Source organism: Streptomyces sp. NPDC058741 (genome assembly GCF_042746715.1).
In the GTDB taxonomy this organism is placed as follows: domain Bacteria; phylum Actinomycetota; class Actinomycetes; order Streptomycetales; family Streptomycetaceae; genus Streptomyces.
Genome location: NZ_JBHYQH010000009.1, coordinates 164,030 through 186,589, shown reverse-complemented (window position 1 = coordinate 186,589; position 22,560 = coordinate 164,030). Strand labels below are relative to the sequence as shown.

General features: G+C 73.7%; 15 protein-coding genes and 4 pseudogenes. 13 read left to right on the top strand and 6 right to left on the bottom strand.

Annotated features, from left to right (window positions below; all coding sequences use genetic code 11):
- Positions 1–80: 80 nt before the first annotated feature.
- From ACFW6P_RS10620 to ACFW6P_RS10600, 5 genes are all read left to right on the top strand, one after another.
- Positions 81–2,345: an MMPL family transporter gene (locus tag ACFW6P_RS10620; protein WP_386423411.1), complete on the top strand. Its 2,265-nt coding sequence runs from the start codon at positions 81–83 to the stop codon at positions 2,343–2,345.
- A 140-nt stretch (positions 2,346–2,485) separates the two neighbouring features.
- Complete coding sequence (locus ACFW6P_RS10615) at positions 2,486–4,144, top strand: serine/threonine-protein kinase (protein WP_386357681.1); 1,659 nt, start codon at positions 2,486–2,488, stop codon at positions 4,142–4,144.
- On the top strand, positions 4,141–4,977 hold the full coding sequence (locus ACFW6P_RS10610; protein ID WP_386423410.1) for a hypothetical protein: 837 nt from the start codon (positions 4,141–4,143) through the stop codon (positions 4,975–4,977). The genes ACFW6P_RS10615 and ACFW6P_RS10610 overlap by 4 nt, the downstream gene beginning before the upstream one ends.
- A 156-nt stretch (positions 4,978–5,133) precedes the next feature.
- The gene (gene putP, locus ACFW6P_RS10605) at positions 5,134–8,730 is read left to right on the top strand and encodes a sodium/proline symporter PutP (RefSeq protein WP_386357772.1); all 3,597 of its coding nucleotides are present in this window, start codon (positions 5,134–5,136) and stop codon (positions 8,728–8,730) included.
- Complete coding sequence (locus ACFW6P_RS10600; RefSeq protein WP_386357684.1) at positions 8,727–9,236, top strand: flavodoxin domain-containing protein; 510 nt, start codon at positions 8,727–8,729, stop codon at positions 9,234–9,236. Before putP ends, ACFW6P_RS10600 begins: the two co-directional genes overlap by 4 nt.
- 18 nt (positions 9,237–9,254) lie before the next feature.
- Here ACFW6P_RS10600 and ACFW6P_RS10595 read toward each other — a convergent pair whose 3' ends face one another.
- Positions 9,255–9,647: a DUF302 domain-containing protein gene (locus ACFW6P_RS10595; protein WP_386357686.1), complete on the bottom strand. Its 393-nt coding sequence runs from the start codon at positions 9,645–9,647 to the stop codon at positions 9,255–9,257.
- A gap of 169 nt (positions 9,648–9,816) precedes the next feature.
- Here ACFW6P_RS10595 and ACFW6P_RS10590 point away from each other — a divergent pair.
- Together ACFW6P_RS10590 and ACFW6P_RS10585 are read left to right on the top strand one after the other, a co-directional pair.
- Positions 9,817–10,038, top strand: a pseudogene (locus ACFW6P_RS10590) (MBL fold metallo-hydrolase); the annotation flags it as partial.
- A 1-nt stretch (position 10,039) separates the two neighbouring features.
- Positions 10,040–10,330 (top strand): annotated as a pseudogene (locus tag ACFW6P_RS10585) (TSUP family transporter); the annotation flags it as partial.
- 19 nt (positions 10,331–10,349) lie between these two features.
- On the opposite strand, the gene ACFW6P_RS10580 reads toward ACFW6P_RS10585, so the two are convergent.
- From ACFW6P_RS10580 to ACFW6P_RS10565, 4 genes are all read right to left on the bottom strand, one after another.
- Positions 10,350–10,637 carry a metal-sensitive transcriptional regulator gene (locus ACFW6P_RS10580; protein WP_386357688.1) on the bottom strand — a complete coding sequence of 96 codons (288 nt, stop codon included), beginning with the start codon at positions 10,635–10,637 and terminating at the stop codon, positions 10,350–10,352.
- Positions 10,638–10,969: 332 nt separating this feature from the next.
- Positions 10,970–11,098: a hypothetical protein gene (locus tag ACFW6P_RS10575; protein WP_386357690.1), complete on the bottom strand. Its 129-nt coding sequence runs from the start codon at positions 11,096–11,098 to the stop codon at positions 10,970–10,972.
- Positions 11,099–11,301: 203 nt separating this feature from the next.
- The gene (locus ACFW6P_RS10570; protein ID WP_386357692.1) at positions 11,302–14,154 is read right to left on the bottom strand and encodes an AAA family ATPase; all 2,853 of its coding nucleotides are present in this window, start codon (positions 14,152–14,154) and stop codon (positions 11,302–11,304) included.
- Positions 14,155–14,369: 215 nt separating this feature from the next.
- On the bottom strand, positions 14,370–15,074 hold the full coding sequence (locus ACFW6P_RS10565; RefSeq protein WP_386357694.1) for a response regulator transcription factor: 705 nt from the start codon (positions 15,072–15,074) through the stop codon (positions 14,370–14,372).
- Here ACFW6P_RS10565 and ACFW6P_RS10560 point away from each other — a divergent pair.
- From ACFW6P_RS10560 to ACFW6P_RS10535, 6 genes and pseudogenes are all read left to right on the top strand, one after another.
- A pseudogene (locus tag ACFW6P_RS10560) lies at positions 15,072–15,689 on the top strand (AMP-dependent synthetase); the annotation flags it as partial. The gene ACFW6P_RS10565 and the pseudogene ACFW6P_RS10560 overlap by 3 nt on opposite strands.
- A complete protein-coding gene (locus ACFW6P_RS10555) occupies positions 15,686–17,269 on the top strand; it encodes an AMP-binding protein (RefSeq protein WP_386357696.1) in 1,584 nt (527 codons plus the stop codon). The pseudogene ACFW6P_RS10560 and the gene ACFW6P_RS10555, both read left to right, overlap by 4 nt.
- A gap of 67 nt (positions 17,270–17,336) precedes the next feature.
- Positions 17,337–18,362 carry a LacI family DNA-binding transcriptional regulator gene (locus ACFW6P_RS10550; protein ID WP_386357698.1) on the top strand — a complete coding sequence of 342 codons (1,026 nt, stop codon included), beginning with the start codon at positions 17,337–17,339 and terminating at the stop codon, positions 18,360–18,362.
- 326 nt (positions 18,363–18,688) lie between these two features.
- Positions 18,689–19,819: a cellulose binding domain-containing protein gene (locus ACFW6P_RS10545; protein WP_386357700.1), complete on the top strand. Its 1,131-nt coding sequence runs from the start codon at positions 18,689–18,691 to the stop codon at positions 19,817–19,819.
- Positions 19,820–20,121: 302 nt separating this feature from the next.
- Positions 20,122–21,216, top strand: coding sequence for a lytic polysaccharide monooxygenase (locus ACFW6P_RS10540; RefSeq protein ID WP_386357702.1), 1,095 nt, complete (start codon positions 20,122–20,124; stop codon positions 21,214–21,216).
- 51 nt (positions 21,217–21,267) lie between these two features.
- Positions 21,268–21,837, top strand: a pseudogene (locus ACFW6P_RS10535) (thiamine pyrophosphate-dependent enzyme); the annotation flags it as partial.
- Positions 21,838–21,919: 82 nt separating this feature from the next.
- Here ACFW6P_RS10535 and ACFW6P_RS10530 read toward each other — a convergent pair.
- A complete protein-coding gene (locus ACFW6P_RS10530; protein ID WP_386357703.1) occupies positions 21,920–22,516 on the bottom strand; it encodes a TIGR04222 domain-containing membrane protein in 597 nt (198 codons plus the stop codon).
- Between the last annotated feature and the right edge of the window lie 44 nt (positions 22,517–22,560).

The window sequence follows — 22,560 nt, the reverse complement described above, 5'->3', positions numbered from 1 at the left end:
ACCGCCCCGGCAGGGACGGCGGCCCCGGTGGTCCGCCCCGTCGTGCTCGGCCCCCGCGTCCGGTGAGGTGGGGCGTGTGGGTGGCCCGCCGCCGGTGGTGGGTCCTGTCCTTCTGGGGCGTGGTGTTCGTCGCGTCGGGCCTCGCCTACCCGCACCTGATCTCGTCGCTCGCCGCGTCCGACTACAGTGTCACCGGGTCCGACTCCCAGCAGGTCACCCGGCTGCTGCAGGAGGACTTCCCGGCCGCCGGAGCCGAGCAGGACGTGATCGTCTTCGACTCCGACACCCTGACGATCAAGGACGCCGAGTACGCCCGGGTCGTGGACCGGGTGGTGGACGCCGTGCGCGACGAGCCGGGAGTCGCCTCCGTGCTGGGGCCCACCGACCCCGGCATGCAGAGCGCCCTGTCGCGGGGTTCGGCGGCGGTGGCCTCACTCGGCCTGGCGGGTGACGACCGGGAGCGCGGCGACCGGGCCGCCGACCTCCAGGACGTCGTGCGGGACGCGGCGGCCGGCACCCCGGTCCGGGCCTATCTGACGGGCTACTCGCCGACGGCCAACGACCTCACCGAGGTGGAGAACGCCGACGTCGAGCACGCCGAGTCGATCGGCATCCCCATCGCGTTCCTCGTCCTGCTGCTGGCGCTGGCCGCCCTGGTCGCCTCGTTCGTCCCCCTGATCACCGCGGTCGTCAGCCTCACGGCCACCTTCGGGGTCCTCGCCGTCCTGACGACGGTGACGGTGTTCGACGCCTTCCTGCTCTCGATCGTCACCATGATCGGTGTCGGCATCGCGATCGACTACTCCCTCTTCGTCCTGTTCCGGTTCCGCGAGGAACTCGCCCGCGTCCGGGGCGAGGGACGCGCCGACGCCGTCGCCCACTCGGTCGGCAGGGCGATGGCGACCAGCGGCCGGACGATCGCCTACTCCGGCGTCATCGTCGCCATCTCGCTCTGCTCCCTGTTCGTGGTCGACTCGCCGATGTTCCACGGCATCGCGCTGGGCTCGGTGCTGGTGGTCGTGTGCACGCTGCTGGTCGCCTGGACGATGCTGCCCGCGCTGCTGGCGGCGCTCGGGGAGCGCGTCAACCGCGGGTCCCTGCCCAAGCGCATGCAGCCCCGGGAGGACGTCGCGCAGGAGAGCGGACGGCCCGGCGGCTGGGAGCGGTGGGCCCGCACCGTCCTCGCCCGCCCGTGGCTCGCCCTGCCCGCCGTGGCCGTGCTCGTCCTGTTCACCCTGCCGACGGCCGGCATCAAACTGGGCATCGACCTCGGCATCTCCTCGATCTACGACAAGCCGTCCGGCAAGGGCGCCGCGATCCTCGCCGACAAGTTCAGCGCGGGCGCGCTGTCCCCGGTCCAGATCCTGGCGTCGCACGAGGGCCCGGGGGCGCTCGGCGCGAACGACCTCGGGACGATCGACCGGTTCACCACGTCCCTGGCCGAGGACCCCCGCGTCGCGGGCGTCTACTCCGTCGCCACCCTGCTCCGGCAGACGACCGGGACCGTCTCCCCGCAGGCGCTGCGGCAGGCGGAGCAGGACCCGGCGGTGAAGCCGGTCCTCGACCAGACGGTCAACGCCGGAGGCGGCGGGAACCACACCGTCATCACCGTCGTGCCGAAGGTCCCCGTGGACTCCTCCGAGGCCACCGACCTCGTGGAGGACCTGCGCGACGACGTGATCCCCGCCCTGACCGACCCGGCCGGACCGCGGATGCTGGTGGGCGGTGAGACGGCCCAGTTCGTCGACCTGTCCGACGAGACGCTCGGCAAGCTGCCGGTGGTGATGGCGATGGTGCTGACGCTGTCGTTCTTCTACCTGCTGCTGGTCTTCCGCTCGCTGCTGCTGCCGCTGAAGGCGGTGGTGCTCAACCTGCTCGCGACCTTCGCGGCCTTCGGCATCACCACCTGGGTGTTCCAGAAGGGCCACCTGGAGGACCTGTTCGGCTTCACCAGTGTCGGATTCATCCAGGTCTACCTGCCGATCATGGTCTTCGCGCTGCTGTTCGGCCTCTCCATGGACTACGAGGTGTTCCTCATCGGCCGGATGCGCGAGGAGTACCTGCGCACGGGGGACAACGACGAGGCTGTGGCCAAGGGCCTGGCCCACACCGCCAGGCCCATCGCCGCGGCGGCGGTCATCATGACGGCCGTCTTCGGGTGCTTCCTCGTCGCCGACGTGCTCGAACTCAAGGAGTTCGGCCTCGCCCTGGCGGCCGCCGTCCTGCTCGACGCGACCCTCGTCCGGCTGCTGCTGGTACCGGCGTTCATGAAGGTCGCGGGGCGGGCCAACTGGTGGCTGCCGCCGTTCCTCGACCGGCACCTGCCCCGGATGCGCCTCGACTGACCGCCCGGCCGCGGTCGTCGTCCGTCACGGTCCGGGCACGCCTCACGCCCGCGTCTGGTCATGCAACCGCCCTGGCCGAAAAATGTGTCTCCGAGTGTGTGGCCGCTCGATGGTGAGGAGCGACCCAGGGGGGTAATGCGATGAACACATGGGAAGTGCCCGGGTACACCGAGTCGCTGGAACTCGGAGCCGGGGCGAGCGGGCGGGTCGTCCTGGCCGTCCACGAGGAGACCGGCGTCCCGGTCGCGGTGAAGTACCTCAGCGAGTCACTGCGCACCCGGCCCGGCTTCGTGCACGACTTCCGGGCGGAGGCACGGCTGCTCGGCGGGCTGGAGAGCCCGCACGTCGCCGGGCTGTACGAATACGTGGAGAGCCCGGACGGCGCCGCCATCGTCATGGAGCTGGTCGACGGGGTCTCCCTGCGCGCGCTGCTCCGGCGCGAGGGGCCGCTCGACCCGGAGGCCGCGCTCGTCATCCTGAAAGGATCGCTGCTCGGCCTGGCCGACGCGCACCGGGTCGGCGTCGTCCACCGCGACTACAAGCCGGAGAACGTCCTGGTCGAGCCCGACGGCTCCTCCAAGCTGGTCGACTTCGGCATCGCGGTGGACGCGGGGACCACCGCGGGCGTGGCCGGAACGCCCTCCTACATGGCCCCGGAGCAGTGGACCGGCGCCCCGGCCTCGCCCGCGGCCGACGTGTACGCGGCCACGGCCACCTTCTTCGAGTGCCTCACCGGCCACAAGCCGTACGCGGGCGAGAACCTCGCCGAACTCGCGCTCCAGCACGTCGACGCCCCCGTTCCCGCCGAACAGGCCCCCGAGCCGGTGCGCGACCTGGTGCGCCGAGGCCTGGCCAAGGACCCGGGGGAACGGCCCGCACGCGCCGAGGACCTCGTCACGGAACTGGAGGCCGCCGCGGGCGCCGCCTACGGCCCCGGCTGGGAGGAACGCGGCCGGGGCCGGCTCGCCGCGCTGGTGGCCCTGCTGCCGCTGCTCCTGCCCTCGTCCCGCGAGACGCCCCGCGGCACCACGGACACCGCGCGCACGGTGCTGCGCGGGAACCCGGCCCGCACCGGGGTGCCGTCATGGCTGCCCGGCCGGCCCGGACTGCTCGTGTCCGGCGCCGCCCTGCTCCTCGGCGCCGTCCTGACCTACGGGCTCCCGTACGACCCGGATGCCGCCGCGCAGACGGCGCAGGCCCGGGCCACCACCGGTGCCGCGTCCGGCCGGGGGACCACGGCACCGCCCGCCCCGACGGCCTCCTCCTCCGCCTCCCCGTCCGTCACAGCCGGCGCGTCGGCCGGCCTGTCGCCGTCACCCGGCCTGTCGCCCTCGGCGGCGGAGTCCGGCGGCGCCGTCGACCCCCCGGCGTCCGGCACCCCGGCCGGCGGCGACGGCACGGCCGGCGGCGGGGCGACCACCGCCCAGCCGCCGAGCACCACCGCCCCCGCCTCGCCCACCGGCCCCGTCAGCCCCGCCGTCAAGGACGTCACGGTGTCGTCCTTCCGGCAGACGGGCCCCGCCACCGCGGAGGCGACCCTCGGCGTCACCACGGACGGCACCGGACCGGTCACGATCACGGTCTCCTGGTCCACCAGCGACACGGCGGGACAGCCGGGCACCCCGGACGGCGCGTCCCAGACCTTCGAGCGCAGCGGCGCCACCCAGTACACGCTCACGGTCGACCACACCTTCCAGACCCTCGGCTGCTACTGGTCGGTGCAGGCCACCACGAACCCGGCCTCCGCCGACGGCGGCGCCTCCCAGCAGCTCCTCACCAGGCGGTGCGACCTCCGATGACCGCACACGACAACGGCACGCCCTCGCCGGACGACGAGCGGACCGAAGCACTCACGCCGGCGTCCGGTCAGGAGCGGACCGAAGTATTCACGTCGGCGTCCGGTCAGGAGCGCATCGAGGTGCTGACGGCCCCCGGCGAGCACACCCGGGTGCTCGTGCCCTCCGGCGAGGGCGTCGCTCCCGCCCTCCCCCTCACCCCGGACGGCAGGCCCGGCCCGGCCGAGGACCCGGAGTACAGCGCCACCGTGCTGGCCAGCCACTGGATCGAGCGGCCCGAGCAGGACGACACCCGCCTCGAGCGGCCCGCGGGACGGCAGCCGCAGACGGCGCCCGACCGTACGGACGGCTCCGTGCTGCGGTTCGGTCCGGGCGTGACCGCCGCCGTCGCGCACCGCACCCACCGGACGCTCCCCACCGCACCCGCGCCCGCCGCACCCCCGCGCCGGCGGTGGCGCGGACACGTGCTGCCCGCGCTGGTCGTGCTCTGCGTCCTCGCGTTCCTCGCCTGGCAGCGCCTCGGGCCGCCCCTCGCTGTCACCTCGGCCGAGGTCACGGCCCGGCCGGAGGCCCTCGGCTGCGGCGGCACCGCGCGGATCACCGGAGTCGTCACCACGAACGGCCGCCCCGGCACGCTGACCTACCGCTGGGTCCGCAGCGACGGCACCTCCTCCGGCGTCCTGGAGGAAACGACGGCCCGCGGACAGAGTCAGGCCCGCCTCCAGTTGCGGTGGACCTTCGAGGGCGCCGGGCACCACACCGCCCGGGCCGAACTGCGCCTGCTGTCCCCGAGCCCCCGCACCGTCAGCACCCGTTTCTCCTATGACTGCCCCTGACCGGACACCCCGTCCGGCCCGGCCGCTGCCCCGTGCGGCGGACGCATCGATCGCTGCCTTGCGCCGCGGATCTGTACATTTGTGCGGAAGGGCAGACAAGATGCCAGGCGTGCCGACGGCCGTGCCCGTCCCATGACCCGCGCAGGCGAGGACCACATGTTCGGTGTGAGTGCTCCGATCCTGACCACGTTCCTCCTGTACGTGGCCGCCATGATCGGAACGGGGGTCTGGGCGTACCGCCGCACTCACACGTTCGCCGACTTCGCCCTCGGCGGACGCAGGCTCAACGCGTTCGTCGCGGCCCTGTCCGCGGGAGCCAGCGACATGTCCGGCTGGCTGTTCCTCGCGTTGCCCGGGGCGGTGTACGCGGCCGGTCTCGGGGCCAGCTGGATCGCCGTGGGCCTGGTCATCGGCACCTATCTCAACTGGCTCTTCGTCGCGCCGCGGCTGCGCACCTACACCGAGCGGGCCGAGAACGCGGTGAGCCTGTCGGCCTATCTGGAGGAGCGGTTCGAGGACCGCACCCGGATGCTCCGGCTGGTGTCGGCCGCCGTCACCCTGGTGTTCTTCACCGTCTACGTGGCCAGCGGCCTGGTCGCCGGCGGCCTACTTTTCGAGCAGGTCTTCGACGTCCGCTTCGGCCTGGGGGTGACCCTGACCGCGCTGCTGATCGTCGTCTACGCGGGCCTGGGCGGCTTCCTCGCCGTGAGCATGACGCACGTGATGCAGGGGAGCCTGATGTTCCTCGCGCTGATCGTGCTGCCCCTGACCGGCGTCACGGTGCTCGGCGGCTTCGGTGCCCTGGGCGCGGGCGTCGACGCCAAGAGCCCGGATCTGCTCGACGTGGGGTCCCGGGTCGGCTACGCGGACGGCCAGTGGTCGGCGGGCGGCTCGCTCGGGGTCGTGGCCACGGTCTCGCTGCTCGCCTGGGGCCTGGGCTACTTCGGCCAGCCGCACATCCTGGCCCGCTTCATGGGCATCCGCAGCACCGGGGCCGTCCCCGCGGCCCGCAGGATCGGAACGGCCTGGGTCGCCGTCGTGCTCGCCGGCGCCACCCTCGTCGGCCTGGTGGGCATCGCGCAGCTCGGCACCCCGCTCACCGAGCCGGACACGGTCTACATCGCCCTGGCCCGGACCCTGCTCACCCCCTGGGTCGCCGGCGTGATGCTGATCGCCGTCCTGGCCGCGATCATGTCGACGGCCGACAGCCAGCTCCTCGTGTCGTCCACCGCCCTCACCGAGGACTTCTACCGCGCGTTCCTGCACCGGCGGGCCGGGGACCGCACCCTGGTGGCGGTCGGCCGCGCCGCCGTCGTCGTGGTGATCGTCGTGGCCTACGTGATCGCGCTCAGACGCGGCGCGCTGCTGGACATCGTCGGCCAGGCCTGGGCGGGCTTCGGAGCGGCCTTCGGGCCGGTGGTCCTCCTCTCGCTGTACTGGCCGCGCATGACGTGGGCCGGGGCCATGGCCGGGATCGTGTCGGGCGCGGCCACGGTCCTGGCCTGGGACCGCCTCAACCCCCTGCTCGGACCGCTGGAGTCGGGCATCTACGAGATGGTCCCCGGCGTCCTCGTGGCCACGGCCGCCGCCCTGCTCTTCGGCAGGTTCGTCGGCCCGCCGCCCAAACGCGCCTTCTGGCGGATGCCGGGGGGCGGCGTGAGCCAGATGCTGGTGACGCCGTTCCTCAACAACGCGCCGGTCGGCATGGCCGTCCTGGACGCGGACCTGCGCTACGTCTGGGTCAACGAGCCGCTGGAGCGTCTCATCCCCCTCGAACGACGGCTGGGACAGCGGGTCGGGGACGTCCTGCCGGAGCCGGAGGCGGAGACCTTCGAGAAGCAGATGCGCAAGGTCCTGGAGACCGGGGAGCCGGTGCTGGACCACGAGTACCGCGGCCCCGGCTACCTCGACCCCGACCGGACGCGCGCCTGCTCCGCCTCCTTCTTCGGCATGAGGGACCGCAAGGGCCGCACCGTCGGCGTCTCCTACATGGTCGTCGACGTCACCGAGCGCTGGCGCGCCCAGGAACGCCTGGCGCTGCTGAACGACGCCGGGGCACGGATCGGCAGCACCCTGGAGGTGACCCGGACCGCGCAGGAACTGGCGGACGAGGCGGTGCCCTCCGTCGCCGAGTTCGTCGCCGTCGACCTGCTGGACTCGGTCATGCGGGGCGAGGAGCCGGCGCCGGGGCCGGTGGGCATGACGCCCGTGATCCGCCGGGCGGGCCAGCAGTCGGTGCGCGAGGGCTGCCCCGAGGCGACCCTGCCCGTGGGCGGAACGGTCCGACGCGCCCCGCTGTCGCCCGTGACCCGGTGCCTGCTGGAGAGCCGGACGCTGGTGGAGCGGGTCCTGGACCTGGCGAACAGCGCGTGGGTGACGGAGGACGAGTCGCTGGGCTCCACGCTGCGCGACTACGACTTCCGCTCGCTGATGGTCGTACCGGTGCGGGCGCGCGGTGTCACCCTCGGCGTGGCGACGTTCGCCCGGACCGGCCGCAGCGGCCCGTTCGAGGACGACGACGTGCGTCTCGCCGAGGAGCTCGTGTCCCGGGCGGCCGTGTCCGTCGACAACGCGCGGCGCTTCACCCGCGAGCGCACCGCCGCCCGCTCCATGCAGCGCTATCTGCTGCCGCAGGAGCTGGCCGGGGGCTCGGCGCTGGAGGTGGCGTCCTGGTACCTGCCCGCGGACGCCCCGAGCGGTGTGGGCGGCGACTGGTTCGACGTGATCCCGCTGTCCGGGGCCCGGGTCGCCCTGGTCGTCGGGGACGTCGTCGGGCACGGCATGAACGCGGCGGCGACCATGGGGCGCCTGCGCACGGCGGTCCGCACGCTCGCCGACCTGGACCTCCCCCCGGACGAACTCCTGGCCCACCTGGACGACCTGGTCATCGGCCACCTGGGCGCCCACGGCGACAAGGAGCCCCCGGCGGCCGGGGACGAGACCGCGGGCGCCGCGTTCCTGGGCGCCACCTGCCTGTACGCCGTGTACGACCCGGTCAGCAGCCGGTGCACGCTGGCCCGGGCCGGCCACCTCCCGCCCGTGATCGTCGGCCCCGACGGGACCCCGGCCCTCCTCGACCTGCCCGCCGGACCGCCCCTCGGCCTCGGATACCTGCCCTTCGAGTCCATCGAGGTGGAGCTGGCCGAGGGCAGTCTCATCGCCCTTTACACGGACGGCCTCATCGAGACCTACGACCGGGACATCGACGTGGGACTCGACCGGCTGGGCGACGCCCTCGCCGCGCGCGGCACGGAGCTGCGGGAGATCGGCCAGGGCGCGGTCGACGCCCTGCTGACGGGCCCGCCGTCCGACGACGTGGCCCTGCTCCTGGCCCGGACCCGTGTCCTGGCCGCGGAGTGGGTCGTGTCCTGGGACCTGCCCAGCGACCCGGTCGCCGTCGCCCACGCCCGCGGGCTCGCCGTACGGCAGCTGGAGGAGTGGGACATGCCGGACCTGACCTTCACCACGGAGCTGATCGTCAGCGAACTGGTCACCAACGCCATCCGTCACGCGACGGGGCCGGTCTGCCTGCGCCTGATCCGCGACCGCGGCCTCATCTGCGAGGTCTCCGACGGCGCCAGCACGGCACCGCGCCTGCGGCATGCCCGGACCACCGACGAGGGCGGGCGGGGCCTGCTGATCGTGGCCCAGATCGCCCAGCGGTGGGGCACGCGCTACACCGCGCACGGCAAGATCATCTGGACGGAGCAGGCCATTCAGCAGGGCCAGGACCTCGAAGGGCAGGCACGATGACCGTTCTGGTGGGATACGCGACCGTCCACGGCTCCACCCGGGAGATCGCCGAACGGATCGGTTCCGGGTTGCGGGCCGCCGGCGTCGAGGCCGAGGTGCGTCCGCTCGGTGCCGTCGACGACGCCGGCGGGTACGAGGCGTTCGTCCTCGGCAGCGCCGTGCACGGGCAGAAGTGGCTGGAGGCGGGCCGGGACTTCGTCCGCCGCGACCCCATCGCGTCCGGGTCCCGGCCGGTGTGGCTGTTCAGCGTGGGCATGCCGGGTGCGCTGCGGGGCCCCTGGAAGCGGTTGATCCGCTTCGAGGTGCCGACCCTGGAGAAGGATCTCGCGATGCCGTTCGCCGCCCGCGGGCACCGGCTGTTCTCCGGGGTGATCAGGCCCGGCCAGCTGACCCGCGGGGGCCGGCTGGTGTTCCGTCTGATGGGCTGCCGCTACGGCGACCACCGCGACTGGCGGGAGATCGACGCGTGGGCCGGGGAGATCGCGGGGGCGCTCGCGCACAAGTGACCCTGGCCGGTCGTCCGGTCAGTCGTCCTTCAGGGAGGCCAGGGCGGCGTCGAGGCGGCGGGTGGCCTCCTCGGCGACCGGGCGCAGGGCGTCCAGCTCGGTGAGCGCGACCATCGTGTTCGGGTCCAGTGCCTGCACGGCGGTGCGGTCGCCGTCCCTGCGGACCACCACGTTGCAGGGCAGCAGCAGGCCGATCGAGCGGTCCGTGTCCAGCGCGCGGTGGGCCAGCGGCGGGTTGCAGGCGCCGAGGATGACGTAGTCCTCCATGTCGTGGTCGAGCTTGGCCTTGAGGGTGGCGGTCACGTCGATCTCGGTGAGGATGCCGAAGCCCTGGGCGGCGAGGGCGTCCCGGGTGCGGGCGACGGCGGTGGCGAAGTCGGTGTCGAGATGCACGGTGCGGTCGTAGCGCATGGTGGTGGCCTTCCTGTGGTCTCGAGGGTGGACGGGTGTCCCGTGGCGCGCGAGGTACTCGCGCGGTGGCTCTCGGGCGGCCCCCGCCCTCGGTTATACCCCCTGGGGTACGGGTGCTACGGTCGAAAGCATACCCCCCGGGGTAATTCTCACGTGAAGGGAGTACCTCGTGTTCTTCGTCGACACCATCGAGGTGCCGGGACTCGGCAACCGCAGCTATCTGGCGGGCGGCGAGCACACGGCCGTGGCGGTCGACCCGCCGCGCGACGTCGACCGGGTGATCGAGGCGGCCGTCCGGCGGGGGGTGCGGATCGCGCACGTCGTGGAGACGCACGTGCACAACGACTACGTCACCGGCGGCCCGGAGCTGGCCCGGCTCACGGGCGCGGCGCTTCCTCGCCGTCCCGGCGCTGGTGGGGGTGCTCGGCCTGCGGATGCGCGAGGCGGTGGGCACCAGCCTGCTCGTCATCACGGTCAACTCGGTGGCGGCGCTGGCGACGCGCGCCGGCACGGTGGAGCGGCTGGACTGGGCGGTCGTCGGCCCCTTCGTCGGCGCCGCGATCCTCGGCGCGTGGGGCGGCAAGCGGCTGTCCGCGAAGGTCTCCGGGGACACCCCGCAGCGGATCTTCGCCCTGGTGCTGCTGGCGGTGGCGGCCTTCATGCTCGTCGACGCGGCGCTGTGACGGCCGTCGCGGCGGCCCCTTACGCCAGGGACAGGAACAGCTTCTCCAGCCGGGCGCGCATCGCGTCCGTGTCCTGACCGTTCCCGCGGCCCGCGTCGATGTCCGCCACGCACTGCTGCAGACCGGTGGCGATGATCGCGAAACCGGCTCGGTCCAGTGCCCGCGATGCGGCGGCGAGCTGCGTGACGACGTCCTCGCAGTCGCGCCCCTCCTCGATCATCCGGATCACACCGGAGATCTGACCCTGCGCGCGGCGCAGCCGGTTCAGCACGGCCTTCAGATCCGCGCCCTCGAGCTCCAGCTCCACGATCACTCCTCGGAAAAATACCCCTACGGGTACTGTACGTCCCGTTTCGGGACGACGGCGATTGTCAAGGATCACACCTGGCGTGACCAGTGGGTCCCCCGGGTGCGCGCCGCCGGTGGCAGCGGTCCGTCGCCGACAGAAGCTGTCCGCAAGCCCGGCTACCGTGCCCGGTATGCCCCGCGCGCTCAACCGCGCCACCCTGGAGCGGCGAGCGCGTAGTACGGCGGCTTCACGTTCTGCGCCTGGACGGGGAACGCCGGACGTGGAAAGGGGGCGCTGCGGGCCGCTCGTGGAGGCCCGCAACGCCCCCTGGTATGTCACCTGAGGGGTACTCAGGAGCTGGTGGCGTGCCACGGGCCGAACCGCGCCGTGACCGGGAGGGAGACGCTCCGCACGGAGTCGGAGCAGAAGGCGTGTGCGGCGACGGCGGCGGCCTCGCCGGCGGCGTCGAGCCCGGACATGGGTCTCCTCGAAGGGTTGCCGGTGGGGGTTACGCGCGGGTGGTGGTGCGCGGGGATCCTCACTTCGTCGTCCGGATCTCCGCGTGCCCGGCGAGCGGCACGCCATCACGCTAGGACCCGGCGGCGAGGGCACCCAATGAGGGAACCCCCTAAGGGAGTCGGGCAGGGAAAACCCTCGGTCGGATCCGCCGGGCCCCGGTGGGTCAGGTGGTACGGCGGCCCGCGGCCAGCCGGACGATGTCCACCCGCGACCGGATCCCCAGCTTCCGGTACACCCGGGTGAGGGTCGCCTCGACGGTCTTGACGCTGATGAACAGCCGCCCCGCGATCTCCCGGTTGGTCGCGCCCTCCATCACCAGGGAGGCGACCTGGCGCTCCATCGAGGCGAGCCCCTCCAGCGCGTCGAGCGCCACGGGCGGCGCGGCCGAGGCGGGCTCCGCCGCCGGCGACCCGGCCGCGACGGCCGCGTCGACCTGCCGCAGCCAGGGCAGCGCCCGGCAGCGCCGGAACAGCCGGGCGGCCTCGTCGTACGACCCCGGGCCCGGCTGGTCGGCGGCGCCGGACCGTGAGGAGGCGGCGGCCCGGGCGCGCAGGCGGGCCAGGGCGAAGGCCGCCCGGGCCTCCTCCAGGCCGTATCCGAGCCGGCCCAGCCGGTCCTGCACGGACGCCAGCCGTACCAGGGCGGCCTCGTGTTCACCGCGTGCCGCCCGGACCAGTGCCTCGGCCCGGTCGAGCACGGCCAGCACGCTCTGCCTGCCCAGCCGCAGGGCGTGCACCCGGGCCGTGTCGATGACGTCCTGGGCCTCGCCCGGCTCGCCGATGCGGACCAGCGCCTCGGCGAGATCGCCGTGCCAGCGGCCGCGCGCGGGGTCGTTGATGCCGAGGCCCTGCTCCAGCTCCCGCACCCGGCGCAGCGAACGGACCGCGCCCGTCGGGTCGCCGGCCACCGACTGGGCGTAGCCCAGGGCCGCCAGAGCCCGCGACAGGTACATCTGGTCGCCGTCGACCTCGGCGTGGTCGGCCGCCTCGCGGGCGAGGGCCAGAGCCCGGTCGACGTCGCCGGCCGAGGCCTCCGCGAGGGAGGCGAGCATGGCGGAGGCGCCCTCGCCGATCCCCGAGTCGCGGGCGAGGCGCAGGCTCTCGCGGGCGAGGTCCAGGGCCCGGCCACAGTGCCCCGAACGCAGCTCGGTGTCGGCGAGGAAGCGCAGGAAGTGCACCTCGCTCTCGACCATGCCGCGCCGCCGCGCCTCGCGCAGCAGCGCGGTGATGGTGGCGCGGGCCTCGGGCAGCTGGTCGCTCATGATCAGCCACCGGAACCGGGCGGAACCGGCGCCGTTGTGGTGGCAGGCCACATAGGGGTCCTGGGGTTCTCTCAGGGCCCGCTTGATGGTCGCGGGCGCGTCCGGGTGCCCCATCAGCGTCTCGGTGGAGGCCTGGAAGGACAGCGCCATCAGCTCGGTGCGCCGGTCCGCGCCCCGGGCGGCCAGCTCCGCCGCGTGCGCGGCCTCCTGCCGGGCCTCGGCGAAGTCGCCCTCGACGACCAGTCCGCGCCAGGCCAGCTGGTAGTGGACCAGGGCGAGCAGCCCCGGGTCGTCGCCCGCGTCGGCCAGGACCTGCGGGAAGACGGCGTCGACCTCGCCCAGGGCCTGCCCGGCCGCCTCGATGACCACCATCCAGGCCCGCACGCGCTCGGCGGGCACGGTGGCACGGGTCAGGACGTCCCGGGCGATGTCCCGGGCGAGATCGGCCTCGCCCGCCGTGATCGCGTCCTCCGCGGCCTGCAGCCGCCGCTCGTCCGGGCCGGGCGTGCTGTCCGCCGGGGTGTGCCGGGCCGCGAGCAGCCCCAGCGAGGCCGCCACGGACGGCGCCCCGCGGTCCCGGGCCAGCGCACCGGCCTCCGCGAGCCGGGCCGCCACCTCCGGGTCGGTGCCCGTGGTCGCCAGGGCCAGGTGCCGGGCCCGCTCGATCGGGTCGGAGGCGGCCCTGGACAGCGCGGCGTGCACGGCCCGCCGCTCCTGCGCCGGGGCCTCCGCGTACAGCGCGGCCGAGATCAGCGGATGGGCGAACCGTACGGCCGGGCCCTCCGTCTCGGTCGCCAGCAGCCCGAGCGCCGCCGCCCGGGCCGTCTCGGCCTCGGCGTTCTCCCGGCCGGCCGCGTGCAGCAGGGCCAGGGTGGGGCGGGCGCCGGCGCTGGCCACGAGGAGGGTGCGGCGCGCCTCGTCCGACAGCATCTCCAGCCGGCTCAGCACCAGGGCCCGCAGCGAGGTGGGCACGGGCAGCGGCTCGCCGGGCCGGGGCCGGGCCGGGCTCTCGGCCAGGGCGCGGCCCAGCTCCAGCGCGAAGAGGGGGTTGCCGCCGCTGGTGCGGTGGATGTCGCGGACGGTGGAGCGCGACAGGGGCGTGTAGCCGCGGTGGTCGAGCAGCGCGGAGACCTGGGCCCGGGTGAGCGGGCCCAGCCGGGCGGCGAGGGTGTCGGGCGGTGAGGCGCGCAGGTGCCGGTCGTACTCCTGGCCGTCGGTCCGCACCGCCGAGAGCATCTGCACGGGCGTGTCGCCCAGCCGGCGGGCGGCGAAGCCGAGCAGCTCGGCACTGGCGGCGTCCAGCCACTGCAGGTCGTCGGCGACGACGAGGACCGGCCCCTTCGCGGCCAGCGCGCGCAGCGCCGACAGCACGGCCAGGCGCAGCGCGAGCCCGTCCCGCTGGAGGGTGGACTCGCCGCGGCCGGTGAGCGCCGACTCCAGGGCGGTGCGCTGGGCGGCGGGCATCCGGCCGGAGACCTCGTCGAGGACCAGCCCGAACAGATCGGCCAGGGCCAGGAAGGGCAGGTGGGATTCCGACTCCGTGGCGGAGCAGCGCAACACCGTCCGCGCGGTGCCGCCGTAATCCGCCGCCAGTGCCCGCAGGACCGTCGACTTTCCTATTCCGGCCGGGCCGTGCAGCAGCACGCTGCCCCCTCGGCCGAGCTGCTCACGTGCGGACGTGAACAGGTCCTCCCGGCCGATGACCAGGTCGGGGCGGCTCCTGGGAGGCTCCTGGAAGTCCCGTGGCACGGTCACCTCTTCCCTCCCTGTGTCGTGTCCTGGCCAATATTAGGCAACCGGACTTTGAATTTCGGACGGACGGTGTCGTGAGGGAAATAACAACCGGCCCCGGCCGGACTCCGTGGACGAATTCACCAGCCCCCTGAATGCGCGGGAACACCGGCACGGACGCCCCGTCGGCACCCCGTCGGCATACCGAACGCACCGGCGCGCCGGAAAACACCACAAACCTACGGCAACCAGCCCGCCCGGCGCGCAGCGACCACGGCCTCCCCGCGGGTCCGGGCCCGCAGCTTGCGCATCGCCGACCGCAGGTACCCCTTGACGGTCTCCGGCGTCACCCCCAGCCGCTCCGCCGCCGCCGCGTTCGTGGCCCCCGCGGCCACACAGGCCAGCACGTCCACCTCGCGCGGCGCGAGCCGGACCCGGGCCGCGTGCCCGGGATCACCTGCGTCGGCCGTCAGCAGCGCACACGCGCCGAGCAGCTCCGCCCGCAGCCGCGGATCCCCGATCCGCGGGGCCAGCGCCCGCAGGGCCGCGTGGGCCTCGCGCACCTGCTCCCAGCCCGCGCCCGGCCCGGCCCCGGCCGCCAGCGTCCGGGCCTCGTCCCGCACCACCAGAGCCCGCTCCACGTCCCGCGCCGCCTCCACGGCCGCGTCCAGCATCCGCCCGCCCAGCGGCCGGGCCGCGCGCAGCGCCCCGTACAGCACCCCGCGCACCTGGTGCCGCACCACCACGGGCACGGCCAGCACCGAGCGCAGCCCCTCCACCGCGACCGGGGCGTCGTACTCGTGGGTGATCTGCCGCGACGCCGAGTAGTCCGTCACCACGCACGGCCTCGACAGCGCCAGCGTCTTGCCGCCCAGGCCCTGCCCGGACGTCACCACCAGGGAACGCAGCGCGTGCGTCGCCGTGCCGCTCAGCTCGCTGATCACAGCCCCGGCCAGCCGCTGAAGACGGGCTCGATGGGCCGGCCCAGCCCCGGCTACCGCGTCGAGCTCCTCGACCCGGTCTCCGGCGCCCCGGGCGTCACGGAGGGGGAGATCGCGCTCGACCTCTCGCACCGCCCCGTCGGCCTGATGACGGGCTACCACGGCGACCCGGACCGCACGGCGGAGGCGATGGCCGGCGGCTACTACCGGACCGGCGACATCGCCTCCCGCGACGAGGAGGGCTACCTGACGTACGTCGGACGCGCCGACGACGTCTTCAAGGCCTCCGACTACAAGATCAGCCCCTTCGAGCTGGAGAGCGCGCTGCTGGAGCACGAGGCGGTGGCGGAGGCGGCGGTGGTGCCCGCCCCGGACGAGGTGCGGCTCGCCGTTCCGAAGGCCTACGTCGTCCTCGCGGAGGGCTGGGAGCCCGGGTCCGGCACGGCGAAGGCGCTGTTCGCGCACTCCCGCGAGGCCCTGGCCCCCTACAAGCGCATCCGCCGCCTGGAGTTCGGCCCCCTGCCCAAGACCGTCTCCGGCAAGATCCGCCGCATCGAACTGCGCGAGGCCACGGCGTCCGGCTCGGACGCCGAGTACCGCGAGGAGGACTTCCGGTGAACTCCTACAGCCACGGCACCGGCACGACCGCGCTGCTCGGCGACACGATCGGGGCGAACCTGGACCGGGCGGTCGCCGCCTGGCCGGACCGCGAGGCGCTGGTGGACGTGCCCTCCGGGCGCCGCTGGACCTACGCGGAGTTCGGCGCGGACGCGGACCGGCTGGCATCGGCCCTGCTGGCCTCCGGTGTCGCCCGGGGCGACCGGGTGGGCATCTGGGCCGTCAACTGCCCCGAGTGGGTGCTCGTCCAGTACGCCACCGCGCGCATCGGCGCCATCATGGTCAACATCAACCCTGCCTACCGCACCCACGAGGTGGAGTACGTCCTCAACCAGGCCGGTGTGTCCGTCCTCTTCGCGTCCCTCGGCCACAGGACGAGCGACTACCGGGCGATGGTGGAGGAGGTGCGCGGCAGGTGCGCCGCCCTGCGCGAGGTCGTGTACTTCGGCGACCCGGGCTGGCGGACGCTGCTCGGCCGGGCGACGCCCGAACCCCGCTTCCCCGGCCTGTCCTGCGACGACCCGATCAACATCCAGTACACGTCGGGCACCACGGGCTTCCCCAAGGGCGCGACGCTCTCGCACCACAACATCCTCAACAACGGCTATTTCGTCGGGGAGCTGCTCGCCTACGCGGAACAGGACCGGATCTGCGTGCCGGTGCCGTTCTACCACTGCTTCGGCATGGTCATGGGCAACCTTGCGGCCACCTCCCACGGCGCCTGCATCGTCATCCCCGCCCCGTCCTTCGACCCGAAGGCGACCCTGGACGCGGTCCAGCAGGAGCGCTGCACCTCGCTCTACGGCGTCCCCACCATGTTCATCGCGGAGCTGAACCTGCCCGGCTTCGCCGCCTACGACCTCTCGTCCCTGCGCACGGGCGTCATGGCGGGCTCGCCCTGCCCCGTGGAGGTGATGAAGCGGGTCGTGGCCGAGATGCACATGGCGGAGGTCGCCATCTGCTACGGCATGACCGAGACGTCCCCGGTGTCCCTGCAGACGCGCAGGGACGACGACCTGGAGCACCGCACGGGCACGGTGGGCCCGGTCCTGCCGCACCTCGAGGTCAAGGTCGTCGACCCGGCCACCGGCACGACTCTGCCGCGCGGCGCGGCGGGCGAGTTGTGCACCCGCGGCTACAGCGTGATGCTCGGCTACTGGGACGAGCCGGAGAAGACCGCCGAGGCGGTCGACGCCGGGCGCTGGATGCACACCGGCGACCTCGCGGTGATGCGCGAGGACGGCTACGTCGAGATCGTCGGCCGTATCAAGGACATGATCATCCGGGGCGGCGAGAACATCTACCCGCGCGAGATCGAGGAGTTCCTCTACGCCCACCCCAAGATCCAGGACGTCCAGGTCGTCGGGGTCCCGCACGAGCACTACGGCGAGGAGGTCCTGGCCTGCGTCATCCCCCGCGACCCGGACGCCCCGCCGGCCCTGGAGGAGCTGCGGGCCTTCTGCGAGGGACGGCTGGCCCACTACAAGGTCCCCAGCCGGCTCCAGGTCCTGGACTCCTTCCCCATGACGGTGTCCGGGAAGGTGCGGAAGGTGGAACTGCGCGAGCGCTACAGGGCCTGAACGCCCGCGGGCCCGCTCGGCCGCGCGGGCGAGGGCCCGTAGGATCGGCGCTCTTGGGGGGTGACACATGGTCAGGCGGCGGCCCGGTACGACGCCCACGCTGGAGCAGGTGGCCGCGCTCGCCGGCGTCGGGCGGGGCACCGTCTCCCGCGTCGTCAACAACGAGGCGGGCGTCCGGGAGTCCACCCGCGTCGCCGTGCGGCGGGCCATCGCCGAACTCGGCTACGTGCCCAACCTGGCGGCGCGGTCGCTGGCCGGACGGCGGGCCGACGCGGTGGCGCTGGTGATGACGGAACGGGACTGGCGGCTGTTCGGCGAGCCGTTCTTCTCGGAGATCGTCACGGCCGTCGGCGACGCGCTCACCGACACCTCCGTGCAACTGCTGCTCACGCTGGTGCGCACCGAGGCCGAACGGCAGCGGTTCGTCGAGTACGCGCGCGGCGGCCGGGTCGACGGCGTGCTGCTGATGTCCGTACGCGCCGACGACCGGCTGCCGGACATGCTCGCCGACGCCGGTCTGCCCACCGTCCTGCTGGGGCGCCGCTCCGGCGACGAGCAGATCACCTACGTCGACGCGGACAACGTCGGCGGCGCCCGTGAGGCGGTGGCCCACCTGCTGCGCGGCGGCCGGCGGGCGATCGCAGCGATCACCGGGCCACTCGACATGTACGTCGCCCGGTGCCGTCTGCGCGGCTACCGGCAGGCCCTGGAGCGGGCGGGGCTGCCGGCGCCCGGCTCCTGGGCCGTCGAAGGCGACTTCACCGAGGCGAGCGGGCGCCGGGCCATGGCCGAACTCCTGGAGCGCCACCCCGGTGTGGACGCGGTCCTCGCCGCCTCCGACACCATGGCCGCCGGAGCCCTGGCCGTGCTCCGCGCGGCGGGAAGGCGGGTGCCCGAGGACGTCGCGGTCATCGGCTTCGACGACTTCGAACTGGCCCGGCACACCGATCCGCCGCTGACGACCGTCCGCCAGCCGCTGGAGGAGATCGGCCGGACGATGGTGCGGCTGCTGCTGGAGGAGATGGAGCAGCCGGAAGCGGCGTGGCGGCACGTGATCCTGCGGACGCGGCTGGTGGTACGGGAGTCGGCGTGAGCGCGCGTGGCGTGACCCCGCCCGGCCCGATCCGGTCCGGCGTGAGCGCGCCCGCTTGGGGAAAGCCGTTCGGGAGCGCTCCCAATTCCCGGTGCCGGTAAGCCTGTTGTGGGGCGGGACGAACGCGTCGCGACTGACCTCGGACTTCGTGATACGTCTGACGGATTGTTGCCTCACGGGTTGTCAGGGGCATGGAGGGCTCCTACAGTCGCGACCTAAACCGGTGAGGTGGGAGCGCTCCCAGTCCTGGGGAGTCGGGAGCGCTCCCGAAACCTGAGCCGCAGCACCTCCGTCGAGTCCGGTTCCCTCGGAGAGAGGCCCCCCACATGCGATCGTCACCGCACCCCCTCCGCACCCTCCGCGCCCTGTGCGGCGCGCTGTTCACGGCGCTCGCCACCATGGCCGCGCTCCTCGCCACCACCCCGCCCGCCCAGGCCGACACGCTCGTCTGCGAGCAGTTCGGATCGACCGTGATCCAGGGCCGCTACGTCGTCCAGAACAACCGCTGGGGCTCCAGCGCCCCCCAGTGCGTCACCGCCACCGACACCGGCTTCCGGCTCACCCAGGCCGACGGCTCGGTCCCCACCAGCGGCGCACCGAAGTCGTACCCCTCCGTCTTCAACGGCTGCCACTACACCAACTGTTCGCCGGGGACCAACCTGCCGGCGCAGCTCAGCACGATCTCCAGCGCGCCCAGCAGCATCTCCTACGGCTACGTCTCGGGTGCCGTGTACAACGCCTCCTACGACATCTGGCTGGACCCGACGCCCCGCAAGGACGGCGTCAACCGCACCGAGATCATGATCTGGTTCAACCGGGTCGGCCCGATCCAGCCGATCGGCTCCCCGGCCGGCACCGCCTCCGTCGGAGGACGCAACTGGGAGGTGTGGACCGGCAGCAACGGGTCCAACGACGTCATCTCCTTCGTCGCGCCCTCGGCCCTCGCCGGCTGGAACTTCGACGTCATGGACTTCGTCGACCACACCGTCGCCCGGGGCATGGCGCGGAACGACTGGTACCTGACCAGCGTCCAGGCCGGCTTCGAGCCGTGGCAGAACGGCGCCGGGCTCGCCGTCAACTCCTTCTCCTCCGCCGTCAACACCGGCGGTGGCGGCCCCGGCGGCCCCGGTACCCCGGCGGCGGCCTGCCAGGTGACGTACGACACCAGTGTCTGGCAGGGCGGCTTCACCGCCGACGTGACGGTGAGGAACACCGGATCGGCCGCCCTCGACGGCTGGAGGCTCGGGTTCACGCTGCCGTCCGGACAGCGGGTCACCCACGCCTGGAACGCCACCCTGTCCGGCACCTCCGGCGCCGTCACGGCGAGCCCCGTCGGGCACAACGCGCGCATCGCGGCCGGCGGCACCCAGACCTTCGGCTTCCAGGGCACCTACAGCGGGACCTTCGCGACGCCGGCCGGCTTCACCCTCGACGGCACCGCCTGCTCCGTCACCTGAGCCGCGGCGCACCCGGCCCGCTCCGGGCTCCGCCCCGCGCCGACGAGGCGGACCCCGGAGCGTTCCACTCGCCCGTCCGGCCCCACCGGGAGGGCCCCACGACGCGCCCGCGCCCCGCGCCCCGCCACATCCCACATTCCTCATCCCGCACCCCGGGTCCCCGGCCCCGCGTGCGCCCGGCGCTCGCCCCACCCCCCCATCCCTACCCCCCTATCCCCGCGCACCCCGCGTCCCGCGCTCCGCGCAGGCTCCCCGTTGACCACCGAGGAGATCGCACGACCCCACCCCGAACAGGAGACACCATGGCTCGAAGCAACAGACGCCCCCTGTCCTTACTGGCGCTGCTGGCCACCCTGCTCAGCGGGCTCGGTCTGGCCCTGGTCGGCCAGAACAGCGCGCAGGCGCACGGTGTGACGATGATGCCCGGATCGCGGACCTACCTCTGCTACCTGGACGCCAAGACGGGTACCGGCGCGCTCGACCCGACGAACCCCGCGTGCAAGGCCGCGCTGGCCGAGAGCGGAGCGAACGCGCTGTACAACTGGTTCGCCGTGCTCGACTCCCAGGCGGGCGGACGCGGCCCGGGCTACGTCCCGGACGGCAAGCTGTGCAGCGCCGGCGACCGCTCCCCGTACAACTTCACCGGCTACAACGCCGCCCGCGCCGACTGGCCCCGCACGCACCTGACCTCCGGGGCGACCATCCGTGTCAAGCACAGCAACTGGGCGGCGCACCCGGGCGACTTCCGGGTGTACGTCTCCAAGCCCGGCTACTCGCCCACCAAGCCGCTGGGCTGGGGCGACCTGGAGCTGATCCAGACGGTCACCGACCCGCCGCAGTCCGGCTCGGTGGGCAGCGAGTCCGGCCACTACTACTGGGACCTGAAGCTGCCGTCCGGCCGCTCGGGCGACGCGATGATGTTCATCCAGTGGGTGCGCTCGGACAGCCGGGAGAACTTCTTCTCCTGCTCCGACATCGTCTTCGACGGCGGCAACGGCGAGGTGACGGGCATCGGCGGTTCGGGCGGCACCCCGACACCCACGCCCACGCCCACGCCCACGCCGACGCCCACCGACCCCGACCCGCACACCGGGTGCATGGCCCTGTACAAGGTGACGAACTCCTGGAGCGGTGGCTTCCAGGGCGCCGTCGAGGTGATGAACCACAGCACCACCGCCCGTGACGGCTGGGCCGTGCGCTGGCAGCCCGGGGCCGGGACGAAGATCAGCCAGGTGTGGAACGGCAGTCTCGGTTCCGGCGGCGACGGCACGGTGACGGTCAGGAACGTCGATCACAACCGCACCGTCCCGCCGGACGGCACGGTGACGTTCGGCTTCACCGCCACCTCGACCGGGAACAACCTGCCGGTCGGCTCGATCACCTGCGTCAACCCGTAACACCGCGTACGAAGGCGCCGGCTCCCGCACCGGCGGGGGCCGGCGCCGCCCTGTGCCGGTGCCGGCCCGGTGGGTGCCGGCGCGTCAGGCGGCGAACGCCTCGGCCGGTGCGTTCACCGGCTGCGGGGTGCCCGTCCCGACCCCGAGGCGCAGGTCGTGGCGCTCTCCGGCGACTACGACTTCCAGTTCATGATCGAGGAACTGGCCGTCGGCGCCCAGCACCGGATCCCCTACGTCCACGTCCTCGTCAACAACGCCTATCTGGGCCTGATCCGGCAGGCGCAGCGGGCGTTCGACATCGACTTCCAGGTCAAGCTGGAGTTCGAGAACGTCAACGCGCACGAGCTCGGCGTCTACGGCGTCGACCACGTCAAGGTCGCCGAGGACCTCGGCTGCAAGGCGATCCGCGTCACCGACCCGGCCGAGCTCGGGTCCGCCTTCGAGCAGGCCGGGAAGCTGGCCGCCCAGTACCGGGTGCCGGTGGTCGTCGAGGCGATCCTGGAGCGCGTCACCAACATCTCCATGTCGACGAGCAACGACATCGGCAACGTCGTGGAGTTCGAGGAGCTCGCGACCGAGCCCGGCCACGCGCCGACGTCCATCAGGACGCTGAAGGTCTGACACGCCGGCAAGGGCACACGTCAGGGGCGGCCCGTCGGCAGGACGGACCGCCCCTCGGCCGTGCCCGCGCGGCGCCGGGCCGTCAGTCCCCGCCCCCGCCGCAGTAGAGGTGGCCTCCGCCGCCGGAGCCCGTGCCGCGGGGGGAGTGCCCAAGGAGGCGTGCGCCGCCCACCTCCGCCCGGCGGACCAGGCCCGCCCGCAGGGCGAAGCGCGGGACCAGCAGACGCAGGGCCGGCTCGCCGTGCAGGGCGACGGCCAGCAGCCGTTCCTCGTCCGCGAGGCCGTGTCTGCTCGCGGGCAGCGGGTGACGCTCCCGCAGCCGGCGCACCTGGCGGCGGGCGGCGCGCGTGGGCCCGAGCAGGGGACGGCGCAGCAGGCCCGCCTCCGCGAGGGGGATGCGCAGGAGAGCCATCGCGAGCCGGACGTCGGGGGACCTCACCAAGGACGTGGGGCCGGCGGGCCGGCGCAGGGACGCGTGGACCGCCTCCGCGAGCGGGTGCGGCGGACGCTCCGCCGGCAGGGCTTCCGTGACGCTCCTGCGCACCGTCCCCGGCAGGCCGGCCTCCACCAGGCCGCGCAGATGCAGATCCACCACGGCGACGGTGGCGGCGGCCCGCGGGCCTCGCCCCAGCAGTGCGATCTCGTGCGGCTGAAGCCGGATCGCCGTCCCGTCACCCATGGCTGCACCCCCGTGCCCCCGTGCCGGGGCCCGCCGCCCCCGTG

What these genes read in the sequence shown, in the direction of transcription:
- ACFW6P_RS10615 (WP_386357681.1), top strand. Translation starts at nt 2,486, where the DNA reads ATGAACACATGGGAAGTGCCCGGGTACACCGAGTCGCTGGAACTCGGA.
- ACFW6P_RS10610 (WP_386423410.1), top strand. Translation starts at nt 4,141, where the DNA reads ATGACCGCACACGACAACGGCACGCCCTCGCCGGACGACGAGCGGACC.
- putP (WP_386357772.1), top strand. Translation starts at nt 5,134, where the DNA reads ATGTTCGGTGTGAGTGCTCCGATCCTGACCACGTTCCTCCTGTACGTG.
- ACFW6P_RS10600 (WP_386357684.1), top strand. Translation starts at nt 8,727, where the DNA reads ATGACCGTTCTGGTGGGATACGCGACCGTCCACGGCTCCACCCGGGAG.
- ACFW6P_RS10595 (WP_386357686.1), bottom strand. Translation starts at nt 9,647, where the DNA reads ATGCGCTACGACCGCACCGTGCATCTCGACACCGACTTCGCCACCGCC.
- ACFW6P_RS10575 (WP_386357690.1), bottom strand. Translation starts at nt 11,098, where the DNA reads ATGTCCGGGCTCGACGCCGCCGGCGAGGCCGCCGCCGTCGCCGCACAC.
- ACFW6P_RS10550 (WP_386357698.1), top strand. Translation starts at nt 17,337, where the DNA reads ATGGTCAGGCGGCGGCCCGGTACGACGCCCACGCTGGAGCAGGTGGCC.
- ACFW6P_RS10545 (WP_386357700.1), top strand. Translation starts at nt 18,689, where the DNA reads ATGCGATCGTCACCGCACCCCCTCCGCACCCTCCGCGCCCTGTGCGGC.
- ACFW6P_RS10540 (WP_386357702.1), top strand. Translation starts at nt 20,122, where the DNA reads ATGGCTCGAAGCAACAGACGCCCCCTGTCCTTACTGGCGCTGCTGGCC.
- ACFW6P_RS10530 (WP_386357703.1), bottom strand. Translation starts at nt 22,516, where the DNA reads ATGGGTGACGGGACGGCGATCCGGCTTCAGCCGCACGAGATCGCACTG.